General features: G+C 60.0%; 18 protein-coding genes and 1 pseudogene. 11 read left to right on the forward strand and 8 right to left on the reverse strand.

The features are described from left to right. Positions 1 to 125 precede the first annotated feature (125 nt). The 3 genes from GDN70_RS30625 to GDN70_RS30635 are packed head-to-tail and all read left to right on the forward strand — an operon-like array spanning position 126 to position 2,663. The gene (locus tag GDN70_RS30625) at positions 126 to 971 is read left to right on the forward strand and encodes a YqaJ viral recombinase family protein (protein WP_371731598.1); all 846 of its coding nucleotides are present in this window, start codon (positions 126 to 128) and stop codon (positions 969 to 971) included. After that, the gene (locus GDN70_RS30630) at positions 955 to 2,091 is read left to right on the forward strand and encodes an ERF family protein (protein WP_038951187.1); all 1,137 of its coding nucleotides are present in this window, start codon (positions 955 to 957) and stop codon (positions 2,089 to 2,091) included. Before GDN70_RS30625 ends, GDN70_RS30630 begins: the two co-directional genes overlap by 17 nt. Continuing rightward, positions 2,088 to 2,663: a hypothetical protein gene (locus GDN70_RS30635; protein ID WP_038951188.1), complete on the forward strand. Its 576-nt coding sequence runs from the start codon at positions 2,088 to 2,090 to the stop codon at positions 2,661 to 2,663. The genes GDN70_RS30630 and GDN70_RS30635 overlap by 4 nt, the downstream gene beginning before the upstream one ends. 674 nt (positions 2,664 to 3,337) lie before the next feature. On the opposite strand, the gene GDN70_RS30640 is transcribed toward GDN70_RS30635, so the two are convergent. Continuing rightward, on the reverse strand, positions 3,338 to 3,703 hold the full coding sequence (locus GDN70_RS30640; protein WP_152103419.1) for a hypothetical protein: 366 nt from the start codon (positions 3,701 to 3,703) through the stop codon (positions 3,338 to 3,340). A gap of 450 nt (positions 3,704 to 4,153) precedes the next feature. After that, on the reverse strand, positions 4,154 to 4,384 hold the full coding sequence (locus GDN70_RS30650) for a hypothetical protein (protein ID WP_028144296.1): 231 nt from the start codon (positions 4,382 to 4,384) through the stop codon (positions 4,154 to 4,156). A 678-nt stretch (positions 4,385 to 5,062) separates the two neighbouring features. Between GDN70_RS30650 and GDN70_RS30655 the strand changes: the two genes are divergently transcribed. Next, a complete protein-coding gene (locus GDN70_RS30655) occupies positions 5,063 to 5,323 on the forward strand; it encodes a hypothetical protein (protein WP_028144298.1) in 261 nt (86 codons plus the stop codon). A gap of 122 nt (positions 5,324 to 5,445) precedes the next feature. On the opposite strand, the gene GDN70_RS30660 is transcribed toward GDN70_RS30655, so the two are convergent. Then, positions 5,446 to 6,453, reverse strand: a complete 1,008-nt coding sequence (locus GDN70_RS30660; RefSeq protein ID WP_081494362.1) for an ABC transporter substrate-binding protein — start codon at positions 6,451 to 6,453, stop codon at positions 5,446 to 5,448. A gap of 135 nt (positions 6,454 to 6,588) precedes the next feature. On the opposite strand from GDN70_RS30660, the pseudogene GDN70_RS30665 reads away from it, so the two are divergent. Beyond that, positions 6,589 to 6,862 (forward strand): annotated as a pseudogene (locus tag GDN70_RS30665) (single-stranded DNA-binding protein); the annotation flags it as partial. A gap of 898 nt (positions 6,863 to 7,760) precedes the next feature. Here the strand turns inward: GDN70_RS30665 and GDN70_RS30675 are convergent. The 5 genes from GDN70_RS30675 to GDN70_RS30695 all read right to left on the reverse strand — a co-directional run bounded on the left by GDN70_RS30675 (position 7,761) and on the right by GDN70_RS30695 (position 13,350). Continuing rightward, the gene (locus GDN70_RS30675) at positions 7,761 to 8,144 is read right to left on the reverse strand and encodes a hypothetical protein (protein WP_152103421.1); all 384 of its coding nucleotides are present in this window, start codon (positions 8,142 to 8,144) and stop codon (positions 7,761 to 7,763) included. A gap of 377 nt (positions 8,145 to 8,521) precedes the next feature. Beyond that, a complete protein-coding gene (locus GDN70_RS30680) occupies positions 8,522 to 10,156 on the reverse strand; it encodes a calcium-binding protein (RefSeq protein WP_152103422.1) in 1,635 nt (544 codons plus the stop codon). Between the two features lie 414 nt (positions 10,157 to 10,570). Continuing rightward, positions 10,571 to 11,473: an SMP-30/gluconolactonase/LRE family protein gene (locus GDN70_RS30685; protein WP_050995742.1), complete on the reverse strand. Its 903-nt coding sequence runs from the start codon at positions 11,471 to 11,473 to the stop codon at positions 10,571 to 10,573. Continuing rightward, the gene (locus tag GDN70_RS30690) at positions 11,470 to 12,642 is read right to left on the reverse strand and encodes a Xaa-Pro peptidase family protein (protein WP_038949624.1); all 1,173 of its coding nucleotides are present in this window, start codon (positions 12,640 to 12,642) and stop codon (positions 11,470 to 11,472) included. Before GDN70_RS30690 ends, GDN70_RS30685 begins: the two co-directional genes overlap by 4 nt. Positions 12,643 to 12,690: 48 nt before the next feature. Continuing rightward, complete coding sequence (locus GDN70_RS30695; RefSeq protein WP_028142367.1) at positions 12,691 to 13,350, reverse strand: GntR family transcriptional regulator; 660 nt, start codon at positions 13,348 to 13,350, stop codon at positions 12,691 to 12,693. 227 nt (positions 13,351 to 13,577) lie between these two features. Here GDN70_RS30695 and GDN70_RS30700 point away from each other — a divergent pair, with 227 nt between their 5' ends. The 6 genes from GDN70_RS30700 to GDN70_RS30725 all read left to right on the forward strand — a co-directional run bounded on the left by GDN70_RS30700 (position 13,578) and on the right by GDN70_RS30725 (position 18,529). Next, a complete protein-coding gene (locus GDN70_RS30700; RefSeq protein WP_028142366.1) occupies positions 13,578 to 14,597 on the forward strand; it encodes a TRAP transporter substrate-binding protein in 1,020 nt (339 codons plus the stop codon). Between the two features lie 71 nt (positions 14,598 to 14,668). Then, a complete protein-coding gene (locus GDN70_RS30705) occupies positions 14,669 to 15,178 on the forward strand; it encodes a TRAP transporter small permease (RefSeq protein ID WP_028142365.1) in 510 nt (169 codons plus the stop codon). 58 nt (positions 15,179 to 15,236) lie between these two features. After that, positions 15,237 to 16,517, forward strand: coding sequence for a TRAP transporter large permease (locus GDN70_RS30710; protein WP_028142364.1), 1,281 nt, complete (start codon positions 15,237 to 15,239; stop codon positions 16,515 to 16,517). Positions 16,518 to 16,548: 31 nt separating this feature from the next. Further along, positions 16,549 to 17,043: a type II 3-dehydroquinate dehydratase gene (locus GDN70_RS30715; protein WP_038973344.1), complete on the forward strand. Its 495-nt coding sequence runs from the start codon at positions 16,549 to 16,551 to the stop codon at positions 17,041 to 17,043. A 2-nt stretch (positions 17,044 to 17,045) separates the two neighbouring features. After that, a complete protein-coding gene (locus GDN70_RS30720; protein WP_240536517.1) occupies positions 17,046 to 17,714 on the forward strand; it encodes a hypothetical protein in 669 nt (222 codons plus the stop codon). Continuing rightward, a complete protein-coding gene (locus GDN70_RS30725; protein ID WP_038973319.1) occupies positions 17,714 to 18,529 on the forward strand; it encodes a sugar phosphate isomerase/epimerase in 816 nt (271 codons plus the stop codon). Before GDN70_RS30720 ends, GDN70_RS30725 begins: the two co-directional genes overlap by 1 nt. Position 18,530 lies beyond the last annotated feature (1 nt).

Consider the following 18,530-nt stretch of genomic DNA (forward strand, 5'->3'; position numbering starts at 1 on the left):
CGCAAAAGGAGCGTTAATCACAAGACCGGCCGGGGGCTCTTGGCCCCGGTCTCTCCCCTCGCAGTGGCGGGGCTTTTGGTGGTGCGGCGGCAAGCCGCGTAACCCAGGAGAGACCGGTGACCACGATTGCAACCGACGGCGCCGCGGCGCCCCGTTCCGTCATCACATTCAACCGCCACGACCGCCGCGCCTTCATCGGCGGCTCGGACGCCCGCATCATCATGGGCGATGATCAGGACGAACTGCTGCGCCTGTGGCAGGAAAAACGCGGCGAGAGCGCGCCGCAAGATTTGTCCCGCAACCTGATCGTTCAGCTTGGCATCGCCACCGAAGACCTCAACCGCAGCTGGTACCAGGACGCCACGGGTCACACGATCACCGACGTCCAGAAGCGGGTGCGGCACCCCGTCCATACCTGGATGGCGGCCACGCTGGACGGCATCGTCGCGCCGACCGGCGCGGTGTTCGAGGCCAAGTTCATGCTGCCCTGGGCTTTTACCGAGGAGGCGGCGGCCGACAAGCACATGGCGCAGCTGCAACACAACATGTGGGTGGTCGCGGCGCGCGCGGCCGTGCTCTCGATCATCACCGGCGGCGGCAAATGGGTCGAGATCACCGTCCATGCCGACCCGCTCTACCAGCATCTGCTGCTGACCGCGGAAAAGAAGTTCTGGCGCTGCGTGCAGAGCGGCGAGCCCCCGCTGCTGTTTGGCATCGACACCCCGCGGCCGCGGCTCGCCGCCGTCAAGGTGGTCGACATGACTGCCTCCAATCTCTGGGCCGCATGCGCGGCGACCTATTTGCGCACCCGCGAGGCCCATGGCGAGCACGAACTGGCCAAGAGCGAGCTCAAGAAGCTGCTGCCTGAGGATGCGAAGGAAGCGTTCGGCCACGGCATTCGCGCCAAGCGCTCCGGGGCCATCAGCTTTGATCCGGTTGAGATGGAGGCCGTCCATGCACCAGGCCAGTGAGCATATCGGGGCGATCGCGGCGGCGCTGGCCCGCGCCCAAGCCGAACTGACCAACCCGGAAAAGACCCTGACCGCTCAGATCCGCTCGCCGTTCCTGCGCGATGACGACCGCACCTTTCGCTACGCCTCGCTGGCGAGCGGCCTCGACATCGTGCGCAAGACGCTGAGCCAGCAGGAGATCGCCGCCATCCAGACCACCCGGGTCGAGGCAACCTCCGGCCACATCCATCTCACCACCCTGCTCGCCCATTCCTCCGGCGAATGGATCTCCTCGGACTGGCCGGTCTGCGCCGCACGGGACATCGAGGCCCCGCATCGGATGGGCGCGGCGCTCACCTACGCGCGACGCTACGCCCTGTTCGCGCTGGTCGGGATTGCCGGCGAGGATGATCTAGACGCCCCGGATACGGCCGCGGGTTCCCCCGCACCACCTAACCTCAAGGCCTCGCCCGGCAAGGGCGCTCTCAACCGTGCCCCGGTGCTGCGGCCGGGGGAGTCCGCCGCACTCCGGGAGCAGCTGTTGCGCCAGCTCGAAGCGCTGCCCGCCAGCACCGATCTGCTCAGCTGGGCCATGGCGAGCCTCCCGCTCAAGAACAGCCTGCAGGAGCCGGATGCCCGGCGCGTCGAGGCAGCTTATCAGGCCAAGCTTGAGGACGCTGGCCGTGCTCAGGCGGAGCAGGCGGCCGACTTGGCTGGCATGCCAAACCTGCCCGCAGCGCCTGCTGCTGACGCCGAGGCCGCGCTGCAACCCGCGCTCCCCGAGGCCGGGCTCGCCTATCCCAAGGAGCCGCCGCGCAAACGCAGCAAGGCGCACCTGTTGTTTGTTAGGGGGCAGCCCTGCCTGGCGTGCCGGCAAACCCCGTGCGATGCGCATCATCTGAAATTCGCTCAAGCCCGGGCGCTCGGCCGTAAGGTCAGCGATGAGTTCACTGTCCCCCTGTGCCGCGCGCATCACCAGGAGCTGCATCAGCACGGCAACGAACGGGCGTGGTGGGCGAACCTGCAGATCGCGCCGTTGCCGGTGGCACAGGAGCTGTGGGCGGCGAGCCCCGTCCACGATCCTGCCAACGTCGCCGCCGCGCCTGTGGCTATCAGCTTTGGGTCGGAGGCCGCCCGATGAACGGCCTGTTCCCAACCGGGCGCGCGCTAGCCATAACGGCGTTGCCGGCCGAGTTTGAGTCGTTGGCGCCCCCGCCCCTGCTGCTGCCGGGCGAACAGCTCGAACACTACCAGGCGCTCCGGCAGGCGATCTTTGCCGACCTCGCGCCGCGGTCTGCCATCGAGTGGCTGCTCGCCATTGACGTCGCCGAGCTGTCCTGGGACATCCAGCGCTACCGCATGTTGCGGCATAAATTGCTCGAGGCCTATCGCCACAAGGCGGTTGAGGCGGCGCTGCGGCGCATCGACATGGTTGGAATTGATCCCGAGTTCGAAGCGGAGGCCGAGACCTACACGCTACAAAATGCACTGAGCTGGCGGATGGATCCCGTCGCTGCGTCCGAGATCGAGGCGCGGCTCGCGGCCTATGGCTTTGACCAACACGCCATCACCACCGAAGTCTACGTTCAGGCGCGCGAGGTCCTGGTCTTGTTCGAGGGGCTGCTCAACGCAGCACAAACCAAGCGCATGCTGCTCCTTCGCGAAATCAGGAATCAGCGCCTCCTCAGTGGACCGCTGCGCCGGCCGCGTTGAAGAATAGCTTTGGTCATGGAGCACGTGCCCCTATTCAGATTTACGCTCAAGGACAATTTCAGTCGGATCGCACTTTGAACGGCGCCGAACCCGTGTGAGACCGGATTCTTCGCAATCCCTCATGTATGGATGGGCCCGTGGCTGCCCTTCGCTCACAGGACTGCGATGTAGCTTTCGGAACTGAGCCGAACATCGCAATTCGAGAGCCAAGGGCAGCCTTTCACCGGTCCATGATGTCGGTATCACCGCTGTCGGCAATAACTTGCTCCACTGCCGATGCGACACGTCAAGGTGTTCAGCCCATCTGACAACAACTCGCGCTTTTTGAGATCAGTCGCCAGGTTGCGAATAAGGGCGCACTCAGCGGCGTCTCGGCGAAGCTTCTCGGACTGGACCTGCCTGTCTTTCATAGCAGTCGCCAAGTTCCTGGTTGGAACATTACAAATATCTGTTCCCGGTCACAAGTGAACACAGCGGTATCGCCGACTGGGACTAGCCTCCAATTGCATGGCGCTCCTCAGCGCCAGCCGTCGGACCGCCTTGGCCCCGCACTGTCCCCTCCAGCCCCTAGGGGCCAAGGCTGGCCCGAGGGGCTTTGCAGCATTAAGAGCACGGGGGATTGTTTCGCGATCAGCCGATGCAACAGTGAGACGCCTTTGGTCAGCCGGCTAGTACTACGTTTTAGCAGCCTGACCATTTCCAGCCCTCAACGCATTAGCTCGTAGTGTGGCAACGGCTTTTCGAGCCGCTTCGCTCCGTAGTTTTGCTGCGGCGTTTGCTGCACGTGTGACAGCAGCCTTCTTCCCGGCGTCTTTCATGTAGGCGTTGGTGCGTTTTCCTTTCACTTCCTGCCCGTGAGCAGGTTGCGCCTTCAGCGCAGCAAGCGAAAAAAGACCAACGATGGTGATTGCACAGCCACGCGAGATTGTCTGGATCATTATTCGACGCCTCATGCCGTCCCCCGCCGGTGGCGCAAGAACGGTCAGCTCTTCTAGCGCGAACTCATCTTTGCAGTGATCGCATCGGGTGGCTTTGAGCATGCGTGCATTTGCATTCAGTTGTGGCGGAATTCGGTAGGTTCTTACTCCCTGCGCTAAGGCGCGCGCCTCCAGTTAGACGATGGTCTGGGCTTTGCATTAGTTGCGGAACGCGGCGAAGCAAAGTCGCGGGCGTTGCAGATTTACCACCCAAATAAGCATTCAAGATACTAAGCTCGTCAATGGAGACGGGCCGAACCATACTTTCATAGCTTACTTTTCATTCGAATAGCGGGGACGGAAAGTGTTTGATGTTTATCGCAATGAGAGGCGCGACTTTCTGGTTCTAAGCGCAGGCTCTGCAATACCCATTGTTTGCTCTCAGAATAAGTGGCGCAAGAGCAGAAAACGAGTTCTCAAAGTCAGCAGCGAGATCAAGTCAGCCGTTCAAAGACAGGGCTATTACCTTCGCAGTTTGCGCATCACCAAGGAGCGGATGATCTAGGTCGAGCGCTAAAGGCTCTGTGGGCGGTTAGGTTTCGCCGCATCATCCAGCTGCGCCAGCCCAGCCTCGATCACGATGATATCTTCCTCGATCTGCTGAATGGTTGTCCGGCAGTCAAAGCCGGTGCGTGCCTTCAGGTCCACGGCCAGCTTCCGGCGCTGTATGCGCAAATCATCGAGAGCTATCCTGTCATTGAGGCGAACGTAACCGTCCACAATAAGCTCGATCGCCTTTGGCATCACCGACCCCAGTCCTAGTCACCCGCAACCATTAGCCCGCGACACTCTTCACAACGGCATCCCTTCGCAGATTGTGGCCGGCAGCCGTCAAATGGGACCCTATGATCAGACCGAGCCGGCTTAACGTCAGAAGGGAAAGAGGGTCGCAGAGTTCGATGGAAAGTCCGGCTCCCAATATCGCAATGGCGCGTTTTTGATCGCTATCGAGATCGGCCCATGAAATGTCCATCACGCGCCTCCGCGCTAAAAGGAGTTATCTAAAACCCAAACGCGTGCCTGATTTGCCGCAGCATATCCGCGGCCGCGTCGGTGTACCGACCGTTAGTTAGATATCGGTCCAGCTGCGCTGTGCTAATCAGCGCCACAACTGCCACCGTGAAGCCCTTAAACATTGGGCCTCTCCTTCAAGAGACCGCCAACAGGGCGGTCGAAGTATTAAACTGGTTCTCGGAATTGCGCTGGCCGCCTGTGGCGACCTAATACAGCAAATGGTGACAGCGACTAGTAACGAGTTCCTTAACGGGCGCAAATATGGATGCGAGCGCCATGGGATGAGCGAAGACGCTGCAAACGGCCGCCGCCCGGTGATGCGCGGTGATGGCGGCTCCGAAGGAAGATCGAGCCCCAGCACAAGTTCTGAACACTTGTCACGGTGTGCTTCGGCCCGATATTCGACGTATGCAACTTACCGATATCCACGACCAAGCAATTCAAGCCCGCATGGCGCTCATCGTCGGCGCAAGGACGTTCGACCGTCTCTTCGCAGGCGTGCGGTTCGATAAAGTCGATGGGGACATCCCGTTCGTCTACGCTAAGGATGAGGACACCGCCGCGAAGATCGAGGACGAATTCGCGTTGCACATATCGATCATTGCCTCAAAGATGTTGGAGCGGGAGATCAACATCGTGATGGTATTCCCGAGACAGCTCGTAAGTTGAGCTTACGAGTGAGGCCGGGAGAGCAGCGGTGGACGTGGCAATGTCCGGTCTTCTGCCGCCAGCCGTGGGAATTCGACTGGTGTATGTTCGCTCAGGGGCCGTGAGCAGGAAGTATGCCTTCCTCACTCGATCACTTCGTCGGCGCGGGCGAGGAGCCCTGCCGGCATAGCCACGTCGAGAGCCTTTGCCGTCTTGAGGTTGACTGCCAACCAAAGCTTGCTTGGAAATTCGATGGGAAGATCGCCGGGTTGAGCCCCCCTACGTATCTTGTCCACAAAATAGCCGGCGCGACGATAGCACCAGCGCAAGTCAACGCCATAGCTCACAAGGCCGCCGTGGATGACGTGCTCGCGATAGCCGAAGACCGTTGGCAGCCATTTTTCAAGGGCGATAGCGCCGATCTGTTCGCTCATGTTGAGCAGAAGATTGGTCTGAAGGACGACCGCGACATCGACTCCTTCGCTCGCCAGCGCAGTGAGCGCCTTTGGAACGTCCTGCGCCGTACTGGCATCGGCCTCGACGACGCTGAGGCTCAAAGCAACACAAGCTGCCCTCAAATCCCCGACTTGAGGCGGACCCTTGGGATCGTTCATGTTGGTCAGCAGTCCCACCCGACTTGCTTTTGGCACGATTTCTCGCGCGAGTTCAATTTGCTTGGTCGGCAAACCCGCGATGTATGGCGCAATGCCAGTTACATTTCCTCCCGGGCGAGCTTCGCTGGCAATCAAGCCGAGATGGACCGCATCGGCAAGCGCGGGGCAGACAATCGGTATTGTCGATGTTGCCTTTCGGGCAGCGACGGCTTCCAGTGTTGCAGGCGCAGCGATGACATCGGGCTTGAGCAGAGCCACCATCTCCTCAATCGATGGTACCCGGTCCGGGAAAACGTCCGTTCGCCGAATGATATCGATGTTACGACCTAGCTCGTAGCCGAAGTCAGAAAGCCCCTTGACGAAATTGCCGAACACCAATTCCACCATGAATTGGGGCAACTTCATCCCCGGAGGTGGAGCTCCTGCCCATGCGATGACCGGTCGTTTTCGCACAGGCTGCGCGCTGGAGCCCGGACCAAACAGTGTCGATCCGGCTGCGCCAAGAACGCCGAGCCCCAGGAAGTCCCGTCGTCGCATGTGCCCCCTCTAATGGCCACGCTATTGAGCCTGAGATTAGCACCTTGCGTCGGACAGTGGAGATTTTTAGCGAGCCCTTTTTACTTGAGGCTGCCGAAGTCCGCCTCAGGGTCACAAGTAACGCTCGTTGGCAAGCGCAGCCCTCCCTGCCTTGTCTGCAAGCAGACGCCCTGCGATCCCCACCATCTCAAATTCGCGCAACCGAGTTCTATCGGCCGTAAGGTCAGTGACGAATTTACGGTGCCCTTGTGCCGCTCGCATCATCAACAGCTGCACCGGCACGGAAACGAAAAAGCGTGGTAGTCGAAACATGCAGATCTCGCCGCTGACCGTTGCAAGCGAGTTGTGGGCAGCGAGCCCAATCCATGAGCATGCCCCGGGCCCGGTCGTTGAGACGACCCCACGATGAATGGTCGTTCCTGGCTCGCAGCCCTCGCAGATCTACGTGGGTGCTTCTGTTCACGACCTCAGCTTCCGTGCTGTGCAGCAGATCCGATGCGTCCGCTTTAGGGCCGGAACGGGATCTTTGAAAATTTGCACACCTAAGTCATATCCGGCACCCGTTGAAACCGGTGAATGGAGAGTCCGTGTCACTGCCCTAGCTGAAGCTGCTTGAGTCCATCCTCGATCACTCGGAGGTCATCAAGTAATGCATCCCGAGAGTCAGCCGGATTAACGCTTGATGTGGACTGTAGCTGTTCGAGCAATTGGCGGCGAAGGTCTCGCATATTCTCCAACGCTTGCCGGTTCTTCAGACGTACATAAGCCGAAACAATCTCTTCAATGTTTGTTTGCCAATGGGTAGATCCAAGAACCAAACTCTAACATTGGTTGTATTGTAACCACTTCGAGATAATGAGCAAGCCGCCGTCATATAGACTTTAGCAACCGCCCAAGGTGCCCTTGGGACGGGCCGTGGGGATGTAGGTACTTATGCGTCCTTGATCGCGGCATGCCCGACCTCCTCCGCCTTACCAACGACAAGGCCAGCTGGCTTCTGCGGCGAGGTAGTCACGCACACTCTCTCGCCGCACACACCACCGGGCTGCCGCATAGAGCGTCACTGCAGAGCGTCTTTTAGCGTTGCAGCATCGATAGAAGCCGCGGCGTGATTGTCACGGACTGCTAGAGTCTGCTCAACAAGTGCAGCCGCGAACCGGCTGTTACTGGAATCGCCGTCCGAAGCCGTCGATCCGGCCTTGGCGGCGAAGGCGACCATGGTATTCGGACTGGCAGCGCCTAGCTGCCGCGCCGAGCGGACCTTCGACAGACGCGACGCAACTTCGCAGATGCGCCCGCAGCTATCGTCAGCTACCTGACTTTACTTCTGCAATCGCTTCAAGCAATCGCTCCGCGATGCTCTCCAGCTGCGCCGCCGCCCGGAGATAAGTGCGAGCGATGATGGTCAGTGTTTGGCGACGGGCCGCCGTCACCGCGAGTTCAGCCAGTTGTTCTGCCTCGGCAGCGTTGTCGCGGTATCGCTTTGCTTCAGCAATGCATTGATCGGATCGTCCTGCCGAAGCAAGTTCGCCGGTTATTAGGCATACACGACCCCAGCCTTCGGTGGTGGTAATTGCGCTACTAGTAAGTGAGGTCGAAAGCAAGGCTGTGATCTTCGGAGGTGTTACGGAGGCGAACCTGCCGCAGGATCTTAAAAACTCGCGCCGATCGTCTTCTTCTGGAGAGGACATTGCGGCTTCCTGTGATTTGTTTGAAATATTTACTAGTCGATTAGAGAGTTAAGCAGCTCAATTATGAAATGTAACTATATCCCATGTCGTATCGGAGACCCGCCGCCGCGGGCATTGAAATTTTGACGAGGTCCGGTGCGGGTCAAAATGCGAAGACCTCGAACTGAGCAAATCTGGTCCGCTCTGCCTCAACGAGCGGACTTCCGACCGCCGAGGCGCAACTTCGCAGATGGGCCACAACCGGACTCATGTATTGCCGCAACTTTCAGGCTTGGTGTTGACCACGTTGAAAAAGCATGCATCACGACGAGACGGTCCGAGCGCAAGGAACGAGGTTTAGAACGCATGTGCGGTATGCGGGCAGTGTTAGTATCGGCTCAGGTCAACAGATCGTACTGAGAAGGCGCGAAAATGAAATCTTCAGGCCTGAGCGTTTGCTCGCTGAGCACAACCACGTCGTTGCCCGGACTGAACGTGACCGTGCTCTCGTGCGTGACAGGATCGAACGGTGAGATGCTCAGATCGCTGAAGTCCTCGATACCGAGCGCAGAGACGTCGATGTGATCGGCGCCCCGATTCGAGAGTCCCTGTCCGAAGTCCTCGACTTTATCGTGCCCGTTATCGAAATCGAACACGAACGTGTCGTTCCCTCCTTGGGCAAAGCCGAGCATCATCTGGGCATCGCCCCAGATGTTATCGTTTCCCGTGCCGCTAACCAGCTTGTCGTTGCCGCCGCGCGCGTAGTCGGACATGGATTGGGCGTCGCCGACGAGAATGGTCTCGTAGCTGTCCGCGGCACGCGGATACGGATCATTGCCGCCGACCAAGGTGTCATTGCCGCCAAGCGCGCGGCCCGACATAGTCGACGCATCGCCATATGCTTGATTGATGAGCTGGGAAAATACGTTGCCGCCGAGATAGCTGTCGTCGCCGCCAACGGCCTGATCGCCCATATTGCCGCCAGCATCGCCGTAGAAGAGATTCTGGTTTTGCGTGCCTGAGGCCTGGAATGTGTCATTGCCGCCGTTGGCACGACCAGACATGTCGCCCGCGGCGTCGCCATAGAACGTACTTCCCCCTAAGCCGGTCTTGTTGAACGTGTCGTCCCCTCCGTGGGCAGAGCCGGACAGGTTTCCGCCAGCATCGCCGGAAAAGACATTTCGGTCGGCGAGTGTTGCATCGCTAGAGTCGTCGAACCTGTCGTTTCCGCCGGCGGCAGAAGCGGACATATTTGCACCGGCATCGCCAAAGACGAAATTGAACGGATTAATCCCGCTCACAGCGAAACTATCGTTGCCGCCGGCCGCATGACCGGCCATGTCGCCTCCGGCGTCACCATAGAGATAGTTGTTGTACTCGGATCCGCTCGCAGTGAAGCTGTCATTGCCGCCGCGGGTATGCCCGAGCAAGCCTCCGCCAGCGTCGCCATAGAACACAAAACTGCCATCCGGTCCGATGTGACCAACGAATGTGTCATTACCGCCGACCGCGCAATTGATCAGGTTTCCACCCGCGTCTCCATACACGGTAATTGTTTGATGTCCGCCAGCGGTGACACCGAAGTTGTCGTCACCACCCTTGGACTGACCGGACAATATCTCGCCAGCGTCGCCATAGGCATTCACCCTCGCTCCGGGCGTAAAGGCCAGGGGCAACTCGAGATTGAACATGTCATTGCCCGCAATGGCCCAGTCCGAGATATTGCCTCCAGCGTCACCGTACATATCCAGGCTGAAAGTCTCGCCAGGAATTATAGCGGACGCCGGTAATTGAGCGGACAACGTGTCGCTGCCACCCCGGGCATGATGAGAAATGTTTCCGCCCGCATCACCGAATAGGCTTCCAGAGCCGGACGTCAGCAACGTGTCGTTGCCGCCGATCGCGCGGCCGAGCAAGTCCACGCCAGCATCCCCGAACAGTGTGTTTGTCGGATGGGAACCAACCAGTGTTTGCGCTGCGCCATGCTGTCGTCCCGTGAGTGATCCACTTGTGTCGCCAAAGAGAACAGCCATGTGACCCTCCCTCGTGGTTTGCAGGTTGCCGCGGAGATGCGTCCCAATGACTTACAACGTTTCGTTGTTAAAATTAAATCACATTTTCAAACTAATTAAATCACATATTTAAATAGATTCTGGGTGGGTAAGCGGCGGCGGTTTCGCAACTGAGCCGCTCCTATCCAGCCTACATTGGCAATCATGACTACCGGCCAGGACCCACGGGCTTCCGCTCCAGGTCAAATGCTGCCATCGCGCACCATGCCGCGATTGGTCAGCTGAGGGCCACAACCGGGCACATGTATTGCCGCAACTTTCAGGCTTGGTGTTGACGACGTTGAAAAACATGCATCACGACTCCGAGCGCAAGGAACGAGGTTTGGAACGCACGCGAAGCCGAAGTCAGCCATGGGCAGTAGCGAACATGCAATTTCAGCGGGAGCTGGACACGAAACGATGTTCAAAAAGCCCCTCGGCAATGCCGTGGACCGCAAGAAGATGTCCCGCCCGAGTTTCTGCCCACAATTGATGCGGATCTAGAAACTTCCTCGCCGATGTGATGAACAGCGTTTTGAGATCGCTGCCTCCAAAACACACGCAGGTCGGATTCGTCAGCGGTAAGTCAATGACCGTGTCAATCTCGCCGTTCGGCCTATAACGCGCCACCCGTCCGCCCGAAAAGAACGCCGTCCAAATCCCTCCGTCGACATCTACGCACGCACCATCTGGCCGCTGCTGCGAGGAACTGTAATCCGCAAACAGGCGCCGGTTGCGGATTACGCCGTCGTCGAGATCGAAGTCGAACATCCAAGTGCGGTAGCGCCGCGTGTCTGTGAAATAAAGCGTGCGATTGTCAGGCGAGAATGCGATCCCGTTGGTCACGATCACGTCGCCGAAAGACCGCGTCACCTCGCCATTTCCCGTCACACAGTAGAGCGAGCCGTTCGGACGGTGTAGCTGATTGTCCATGGTGCCGATCCACAATCTGCCACGCGCGTCAACGCGGCCGTCATTCAGCCTGTTGTCAAGCCCGCCTTCGACTTCGCACACTTGGGCTATCGGCGCGCCGTCGGCACCTTGGCGAAACAGACGCAGATCCTGCGCAAGCAGGTGCGCGCCGTCCGCCGTCAAAGCCTGGCTGCCCAGGAATTGGCAATCGTAGGAGGATGTCTGGTAGGCACCCGTCGACGGATCGAACGATTGGTGCAGCCTTCTATCGATGTCGATCCACCACAGCTTGCGGGAACGATCGCACCACAGGGGCGTCTCGCCAAGGATGTCTGCGCTGGCAACGGCAGTCTCGACTCTGGACGCGGGAATCAAATTGGCGCTCATGCCGAAATCCGATACCAGTCGCGCGCGTCATCCCCGAAGGCCTGAAAGCCGGTCGCGGTCACGGCGATGGTATCTTCGAGCTTGATGAAGCCACGCCGCGAATGCGGCAGCGTGGTCTCGATCGAAATGACCATCCCAGCTTCGAGAGGTACATGGGCGTCGTCGGCGGGATAGGGAATGGGGCCGGTCGCCATAAGCCGTGGCGCTTCGTGGCTGACGATGCCCATGCCATGGGCCACGAACTGCAGCTGCTTGCCGTGAGGCGACCGCGCCAGCGCTTCCGTGGCGGCGGCGTAAATCTCGCTACCCATCAGGCCCGCGCGAATTGGGGCGCGCGCGGCCTGTTGGATCAGGTCGATTTCAGCGAGCAGATCGACAAGCTCGCTGTCCGGCGTCCCGTGCACCGCCATTCGGCAAAGATCGCCGATGTAACCTCGGTAGTTGCCGCCCGAATCCAGCGAGATGATATCGCCGGGCTTGAGACGTTGGTGCGAGGGAGCCCGATTGAGGCTCGTTCCCATCGTCACCAGGGCGTATTCGAAGGTCATGTCACGGGACAATTCGGCTTGCCGCAGACGATCTATGATCTCGCGCTTGCTCTGCCCGAGGCCGGTTTGACTGGCTGCCTCCATCATGGAGGCGACCACCCGCTCGGACGCTTCGCGGAGGATCTCCAGCTCGCCCGCGGTTTTGATCGATCGTAGTTTCTCCAGCGGCCGCATGGCCTCGACGAGCTGACAATGCGGGAGCTCCGTGCGCAGCACGTCGGCTGCGTCCAGCGGTAGGAACGACGCCTCAACGCCGATACGAAGCGCAGGCGTCGCCATCGTCTTGATGTGTTTGAGCGCGAGCGTCATAGCCTCGACCGAGGTTGACGATCCAAACACGACCGCCGGCAACCAGCATCCGTCGATCGTCCTGTTCTGGATGCTGTCCCCCTCGTTCCGATTGGCGATGTAGACCGACTTGTCGAGCGCGCCCTTCACGTAGACGAAGATGGGGAGATATCGGCTGATGCCGATCGCCTCCATGTAATCGAATTGGAAGTGATAGTACCCGCCGAGAAGGTACCGGATGTTGTGCTTCGAGGTGACAATCAAGATGTCGATGTTGAAGTCGTCGAGCAGGCCATCCAGCTTGACCGTGGAGAACGGGATTGTCGCGCTCATTGATCGTTCTTCTGCATCGACGATTTGATCCCGGGGCAGACCCAAAAGTCAGCTGTCCTTCCAGGAGGACAGCGCATGCGCGACACAGCCATTGATGTGCTCGCTGAGGACGGCCTTAGCGCTCTTGATGTCCCGCTTCAGGGCGCATTCAAGCAGCGCCTTGTGCTGGTTGATCGTCTCCCTGCCGCGATAGCGCAGCGCATAGCGGAAATATTTGTCGAACACGATCGCGTGAGTATGCATAAGCTCGCGCGACCCGCAGCTGGAGATCAGCGCTTGATGGAATTCGCCGTCGTAGCGCTTGCGCAACTCGGGATCGTCGCCGTCCTTAAGGACAGTGCGCTCGGTGGCTGACAGCTTGTGATGCGCTGACACCACGCGGCCCTCCCACTCGACGTCCCCGGCCCGAAACGACTCCGCCATAGCGTGATGCTCAAGCAGGATCCGCAGATCGGCAAGCTCGCGCAGGTTCTGGATCGAGATAGGCGCCACCTCAAAGCCACGCTGGCCTTCGGCGACCACAAAACCTTCCGACGCTAGGCGATTGAGAATCTCACGCAGCGTCGAGATGCTGACGCCGTAGTCCTCCTTGACCGCATCGAGCTTGAGACGGCCCGCGGGCCTGAGCACGCCGAAAATGATGTCGGACCGAATGCGCTGATAGCCGCTGTCGCCCGCTGATAAGGGCCGTTCCTCAAGTGCCGTCATTGCCTCTGATCTCGCTTGACCGATCATGCTCCACCGGGAGGCGAGCCGAACCATCTTTACCGCAAGGATTATAGGACCGCAATCACCTCTGACGTTCTAAGCTATCTCATATGACCTTTGATCTATCATTTGACATCCAAATCGATGTATGATGTCTAAAAACAGCTAAAGGCACGAAACGAGCGCCGAAGTCGCCGGTCGCGCCCGGTCAAACCAGGGAGGAAACGATGAGCTTGTTGGTACGGGCGCTGTCTGCGACGGCGATCTGCGTAGCGCTGACGGTCGGGGCGTCCGCCGCCGACGACATCCAGGATCGGACGATCAGGTGGGGGCACCTCAACAACACCGATCATCCCGTCAGCTTTGGCGTGCAAAAGTTCGCTGAGATCCTGCTGGCCAAAAGCGGGGGCAAGATGAAGGTGCGCGAGTTCGCCGCTTCGCAGCTCGGCAACGAATTGCAACAGCAATCGGCGCTACGGGGCGGCACGCAGGAGATGCTGTCGGCCTCGACGACGTCGCTCGCGACCGTCATTCCAGAGTTCGGCCTGATCGATTTCCCGTTCCTGTTCAACACGACCGAGCAGGCCGATGCTCTCGCGACCGGCAAATTCGGCAAGGCGATGATGGATGCGCTGCCGTCGAAAGGGCTGATTGGCCTCGGATATTGGGGCCTGGGCTTCCGCAACGTCACGAACAGCACTCGCCCGATCACCAAGCTTGAGGACTTCAGCGGCCTCAAGCTTCGTGTGATTCCGAATCCGGTCTATCTCGAAAGCTTCAGTGCCTTTAAGGCAAATCCGGTCCCGATGGCTTTCGGTGAGCTGTATTCGGCGCTCGAGACCCGCACCGTCGACGGCCAGGAGAATCCATACACGGTCATTCTCTCGAACAAATTCTACGAAGTGCAGAAATACGTTTCCGCCACAAATCACACCTTTACTCTGAACATCATCCTGGTGAGTAAGATCTTCTGGGACAAGCTGTCGCCGACCGAGCAGGGCCTGATGCGTGAAGCTTATGAAGAAAGCCGCGGCTATCAGAAGGAGCAGACCCGCCTTCAGACCGACAAGGCTCTGGCGGAGCTGCAGGCCAAGGGCATGCAGTACAACGCGATCGCTCCCGAAGAAACGGAGCGCATGCGGAAGGCGGCGCAGCCGGTCGCGGACAAGACGTCGGCCAACCTTCGTCCCGAGACGGTGAAGCTCTTCAACGAAGAAGTCGAGCGCATCCGCAAGGACGTGAAGTAGTCGACTTCTTTTATAACGCAGGCCGAGCCGGCCAGTGGCCGGCTCCGCTCTCAGATGCCCGGACGTCACGCATGGCGCGAGTTCTCGACCTCTATTGCACGTTCCTGAAGGCCGTCATTGCCGCGTGCCTCGCGGTCATGGTGGTCCTGGTCTTCGGCAATGTCGTTCTGCGTTACGGCTTCAACTCCGGAATCACGATTTCCGAAGAGTTGTCGCGCTGGTTGCTGGTCTGGTTGACCTTCCTCGGCGCAATCGTCGCGCTTCGCGAACACGCTCATCTTGGCGTCGATAGCCTCGTCCGGATGCTGCCGGCTTCTGGCAAGCGCATATGCTTCGTCATCAACTATTGCCTGATGCTCTTCGCCGACTGGCTGTTGCTGTCGGGAAGCTGGCGCCAGACCATCATTAACATCGACGATCGCGCGCCGGCGACTGGTCTCTCGATGGCGATCTTTTACGGGGTTGGCGTGATCTTCGGCGTGTCGGCCGCAGTCATCCTTCTCTACGACCTCCTCCGCGTGCTTACGGGACAGGCGAGCGAATCCGACATGGTGGCCGTCAAGGAATCGGAAGAGCACTGATGTCTCATCGAACCGCGCCAGGCAGCATCCACCTCCAGCAGTCCACCGGGATCGAGTCATGACGATCGCCGTCTTCACATTCTCGCTGCTGGGCGCCATGGCTCTGGGCATGCCGATCGCCTTCGCGCTCATCGTCTGCGGCGTGGCCCTGATGAGCACGATCGGCATGTTCGATGCCCAGATCGTGGCGCAGAACGTCATCAACGGGGCCGACAGCTTTCCGCTGATGGCGATTCCCTTCTTCATGCTCGCAGGCGAGATCATGAACAAGGGAGGGCTGGCCAAGCGTATCGTCAACGTCGCGCTGGTCGCGGTGGGGCATTTCCGTGGCGGGCTCGGCTATGTCACGATCCTTGCGTCCTGCATCCTCGCGTCGCTGTCTGGCTCGGCGGCTGCCGATGCAGCGGCGCTCGCGGCCCTTCTGGTGCCCATGATGGTGGCGGCGGGGCACAAGAAGTCCTATGCGGCGGGCCTCGTGGCGGCGGGCGGCATCATTGCTCCCGTCATCCCTCCCAGCATCGGCTTCGTCATCTTCGGCGTCGCCGCGGGCGTATCTATCTCGAAACTGTTTCTGGCTGGCATCGTGCCGGGGCTGCTGCTCGGCGCAGGGCTTTGTCTGGCCTGGGCGTGGGTGGTGCGGAAAGAGAACCTTTCGCCGCCGCCACGGGCCTCGTGGTCGGAGATCGTCAAGGCCGTCGTCGACGGTTTCTGGGCGCTGATGCTGCCGGTCATCATCGTGGTCGGCCTGCGTTTCGGCATCTTCACGCCCACGGAAGCCGCGGTGGTCGTCGCCGTCTACTCCCTGTTCGTGGCGACCTGCGTCTACCGCGAGCTGAAACTTTCGCAGCTCTACGCGATCTTCGTCTCCTCTGCCGTGACGACGAGCATCGTCATGTTCCTGGTTGCTGCGGCGCTGGTATCATCCTGGCTCATCACCGTGTCGGAGATATCCGCACAGGTCGTGACCCTGTTGAAGCCCTTCATGGGCGACAAGACGCTGCTGATGCTCGCGATCATGGTCGTGGTTGTCATCGTGGGGACGGCGCTCGACATGACGCCGACGATCCTCATTCTCACACCGATCCTGATGCCGATCGTCAAGGCGGCGGGCATCGACCCCGTCTATTTCGGCGTGCTCTTCATCATCAACAATGCCATCGGCTTGATCACGCCCCCGGTGGGCATCGTGCTCAATGTCGTCTGCGGCGTCTCCAGGATCAGCATGGAGGATATCATCAAGGGTGTCTGGCCCTTCATGATCGCGCAACTCATCGTCCTGTTCGCGATGGTGCTGTTCCCGGGGTTGGTGACGATCCCGGCAAAATGGTTTGGCGGCTAGTCGCGCGTTGGCAAAGGACAAGAGGGACAAAATGGCCGCTCAAATCATGATTCTCAATGGACCCAATCTCAATTTCCTCGGCATCCGCGAGCCTCACATCTACGGCTCGACGACGCTTGAGCAGATCGAGGCGAGCTGCCAGGCGCTGGCCGATCAGCTCGGAGTTTCGATGTCGTTCCATCAATCGAACATAGAGGGCGAACTCGTCAGCCTGATCCAGTCCGCCCATGGCAACGCGGATGCCATCATCATGAATCCCGCGGCCTATTCATTTACCTCGATCGCGCTGATCGATGCGCTGAAGATCTTCGAGGGCGTGAAGATCGAGGTGCATATCTCGAACATTCACGCGCGGGACGAGCTGCACCGCCACTCCATCACCTCGAGTGCCTGCACGGCGGTCATTTGCGGCCTGGGTCCTTATGGCTATCTTGCTGCGATCCTGGCCGCCGTGCAGCGGCTGGGGCAATTGCCTGGTACCATTCCGTCGGCTCTGCACGGGCTTGCGGCCGGCAGCAGAGCGTAGGCATGGAGGGCGGGATGCGCGGCAGAGGATTTCTCGCCATCTGGAGCGACGTCGAGGCACACGACCTGACCAATTACCGGCACTGGTTGACGCGTGAGCACACGACCGAGCGCGTGACAACGAGGGGATTCCTGGCATCGCGTGTGTTCCGGGCGGCAAGGGACGACATCAACCGCTTCTTCATTTTGTATGAGCTGGAAGCACCCGAAGTGCTCGACGGCGAGGCCTATCTGGCGCGCCTCAACGCACCGACGCCGTGGTCACAGCGCATCATGCCGAAGCTCGGCAATTTCATGCGCGGCGGCGGCGTTATGGTGGCGCGCGCAGGACGGGGCGAGGGAGCCACGATCACGGCGCAGCGGATCGAAAAGCTGCCAGCCAGCCCGCAAAACCTCGCCGATGCGCTTGTAGCCTGCGATGGGGTCGCCGCCGTCCAGATCGGCGCGACCGACCAGGCGCGGACATCGGTGCAGACAATTGAAAAGGGCATGCGGAAGGATGAGGGCTTTTTCTCGGGTCTTCTGGTGATCGAGGCGCTCGACGCTACCTCCTTGCGGGCTGCTTTGCAGCAGGCGCGGACGGTAGCTCCTGACGTCATGGGCCGGGCCAGCGAGCCGGAAGTCTATTTGGGAATGTTTGCGCTCGAGGCCCGCATTGCGGATTTCGGCTAATGGCCATGTTCTCTCTCGCTGCGCTGACCGTGCTCGAGCTGGCACCTCCCGAGATGATTGAACTCGCGGCCCGTTGCGGCTACGACAAAGTAGGACTGAGGCTGTTACCCGCAACGCCTGGCGGAGTTGCATATCGCCTGATGGACGATGCACCGCTGCTACGGGCAACTTTGCAACGGTTGCAGTCGACGGGAATAACCGTCGCCGATCTCGAGGTCGTTGCGTTCAGACCGGACACCGACATTGCCTTTTTCGCCCCCTTCTTCGAGGCCGGGGCCCGCCTCGGGGCCAAGCACATCCTTGTCGCATCCTATGATCCAGATCTGGCAAGGTTCGAGGACCGCTACCGGCAGTTTTGCGAAGCTGGAGCGGAGTATGGCCTCACGTCCGACCTCGAGTTCATGCCATGGACTAGCGTTCCAGATCTGCGGACAGCGCTGCGGCTCGTCAGCGACCTCGCTCATCCCGCGGCCGGCATTCTAGTCGACGCGCTGCATTTTGATCGATCGCGAAGCTCGCTTGCGGACCTTCGCTCCATCCCCACCGATCGTCTTCATTATTGGCAGATCTGCGACGGCCCGGCCGAGCGCCCGCTGAACACGGAACAGCTCATCCATGCCGCGCGCGAGGAGCGCATGTTTCCGGGCGAGGGTGGCATCGATCTGGTCAGCTTGACTAAGGCGATGCCGGACAGTCTGACGATCAGTGTCGAGGTTCCGACCGTTCGATTGGCAAAGACCATAGACGCCGAAGCGCGGGCGCGCCGAGCGCTGGCAGCGGCCAAGGTCATTGTCGAGAGGGCGCGCGCGACGTGAA

Source organism: Bradyrhizobium sp. TM102 (assembly GCF_009176685.1).
GTDB lineage: Bacteria > Pseudomonadota > Alphaproteobacteria > Rhizobiales > Xanthobacteraceae > Bradyrhizobium > Bradyrhizobium ottawaense.

Excerpts from the sequence above, each read along its gene's own strand:
- GDN70_RS30630 (WP_038951187.1), top strand. The coding sequence starts at position 955 with ATGCACCAGGCCAGTGAGCATATCGGGGCGATCGCGGCGGCGCTGGCC.
- GDN70_RS30635 (WP_038951188.1), top strand. The coding sequence starts at position 2,088 with ATGAACGGCCTGTTCCCAACCGGGCGCGCGCTAGCCATAACGGCGTTG.
- GDN70_RS30640 (WP_152103419.1), bottom strand. The coding sequence starts at position 3,703 with ATGCTCAAAGCCACCCGATGCGATCACTGCAAAGATGAGTTCGCGCTA.
- GDN70_RS30650 (WP_028144296.1), bottom strand. The coding sequence starts at position 4,384 with ATGCCAAAGGCGATCGAGCTTATTGTGGACGGTTACGTTCGCCTCAAT.
- GDN70_RS30655 (WP_028144298.1), top strand. The coding sequence starts at position 5,063 with ATGCAACTTACCGATATCCACGACCAAGCAATTCAAGCCCGCATGGCG.
- GDN70_RS30660 (WP_081494362.1), bottom strand. The coding sequence starts at position 6,453 with ATGCGACGACGGGACTTCCTGGGGCTCGGCGTTCTTGGCGCAGCCGGA.
- GDN70_RS30675 (WP_152103421.1), bottom strand. The coding sequence starts at position 8,144 with ATGTCCTCTCCAGAAGAAGACGATCGGCGCGAGTTTTTAAGATCCTGC.
- GDN70_RS30680 (WP_152103422.1), bottom strand. The coding sequence starts at position 10,156 with ATGGCTGTTCTCTTTGGCGACACAAGTGGATCACTCACGGGACGACAG.
- GDN70_RS30685 (WP_050995742.1), bottom strand. The coding sequence starts at position 11,473 with ATGAGCGCCAATTTGATTCCCGCGTCCAGAGTCGAGACTGCCGTTGCC.
- GDN70_RS30690 (WP_038949624.1), bottom strand. The coding sequence starts at position 12,642 with ATGAGCGCGACAATCCCGTTCTCCACGGTCAAGCTGGATGGCCTGCTC.
- GDN70_RS30695 (WP_028142367.1), bottom strand. The coding sequence starts at position 13,350 with ATGACGGCACTTGAGGAACGGCCCTTATCAGCGGGCGACAGCGGCTAT.
- GDN70_RS30700 (WP_028142366.1), top strand. The coding sequence starts at position 13,578 with ATGAGCTTGTTGGTACGGGCGCTGTCTGCGACGGCGATCTGCGTAGCG.
- GDN70_RS30705 (WP_028142365.1), top strand. The coding sequence starts at position 14,669 with ATGGCGCGAGTTCTCGACCTCTATTGCACGTTCCTGAAGGCCGTCATT.
- GDN70_RS30710 (WP_028142364.1), top strand. The coding sequence starts at position 15,237 with ATGACGATCGCCGTCTTCACATTCTCGCTGCTGGGCGCCATGGCTCTG.
- GDN70_RS30715 (WP_038973344.1), top strand. The coding sequence starts at position 16,549 with ATGGCCGCTCAAATCATGATTCTCAATGGACCCAATCTCAATTTCCTC.
- GDN70_RS30720 (WP_240536517.1), top strand. The coding sequence starts at position 17,046 with ATGGAGGGCGGGATGCGCGGCAGAGGATTTCTCGCCATCTGGAGCGAC.
- GDN70_RS30725 (WP_038973319.1), top strand. The coding sequence starts at position 17,714 with ATGGCCATGTTCTCTCTCGCTGCGCTGACCGTGCTCGAGCTGGCACCT.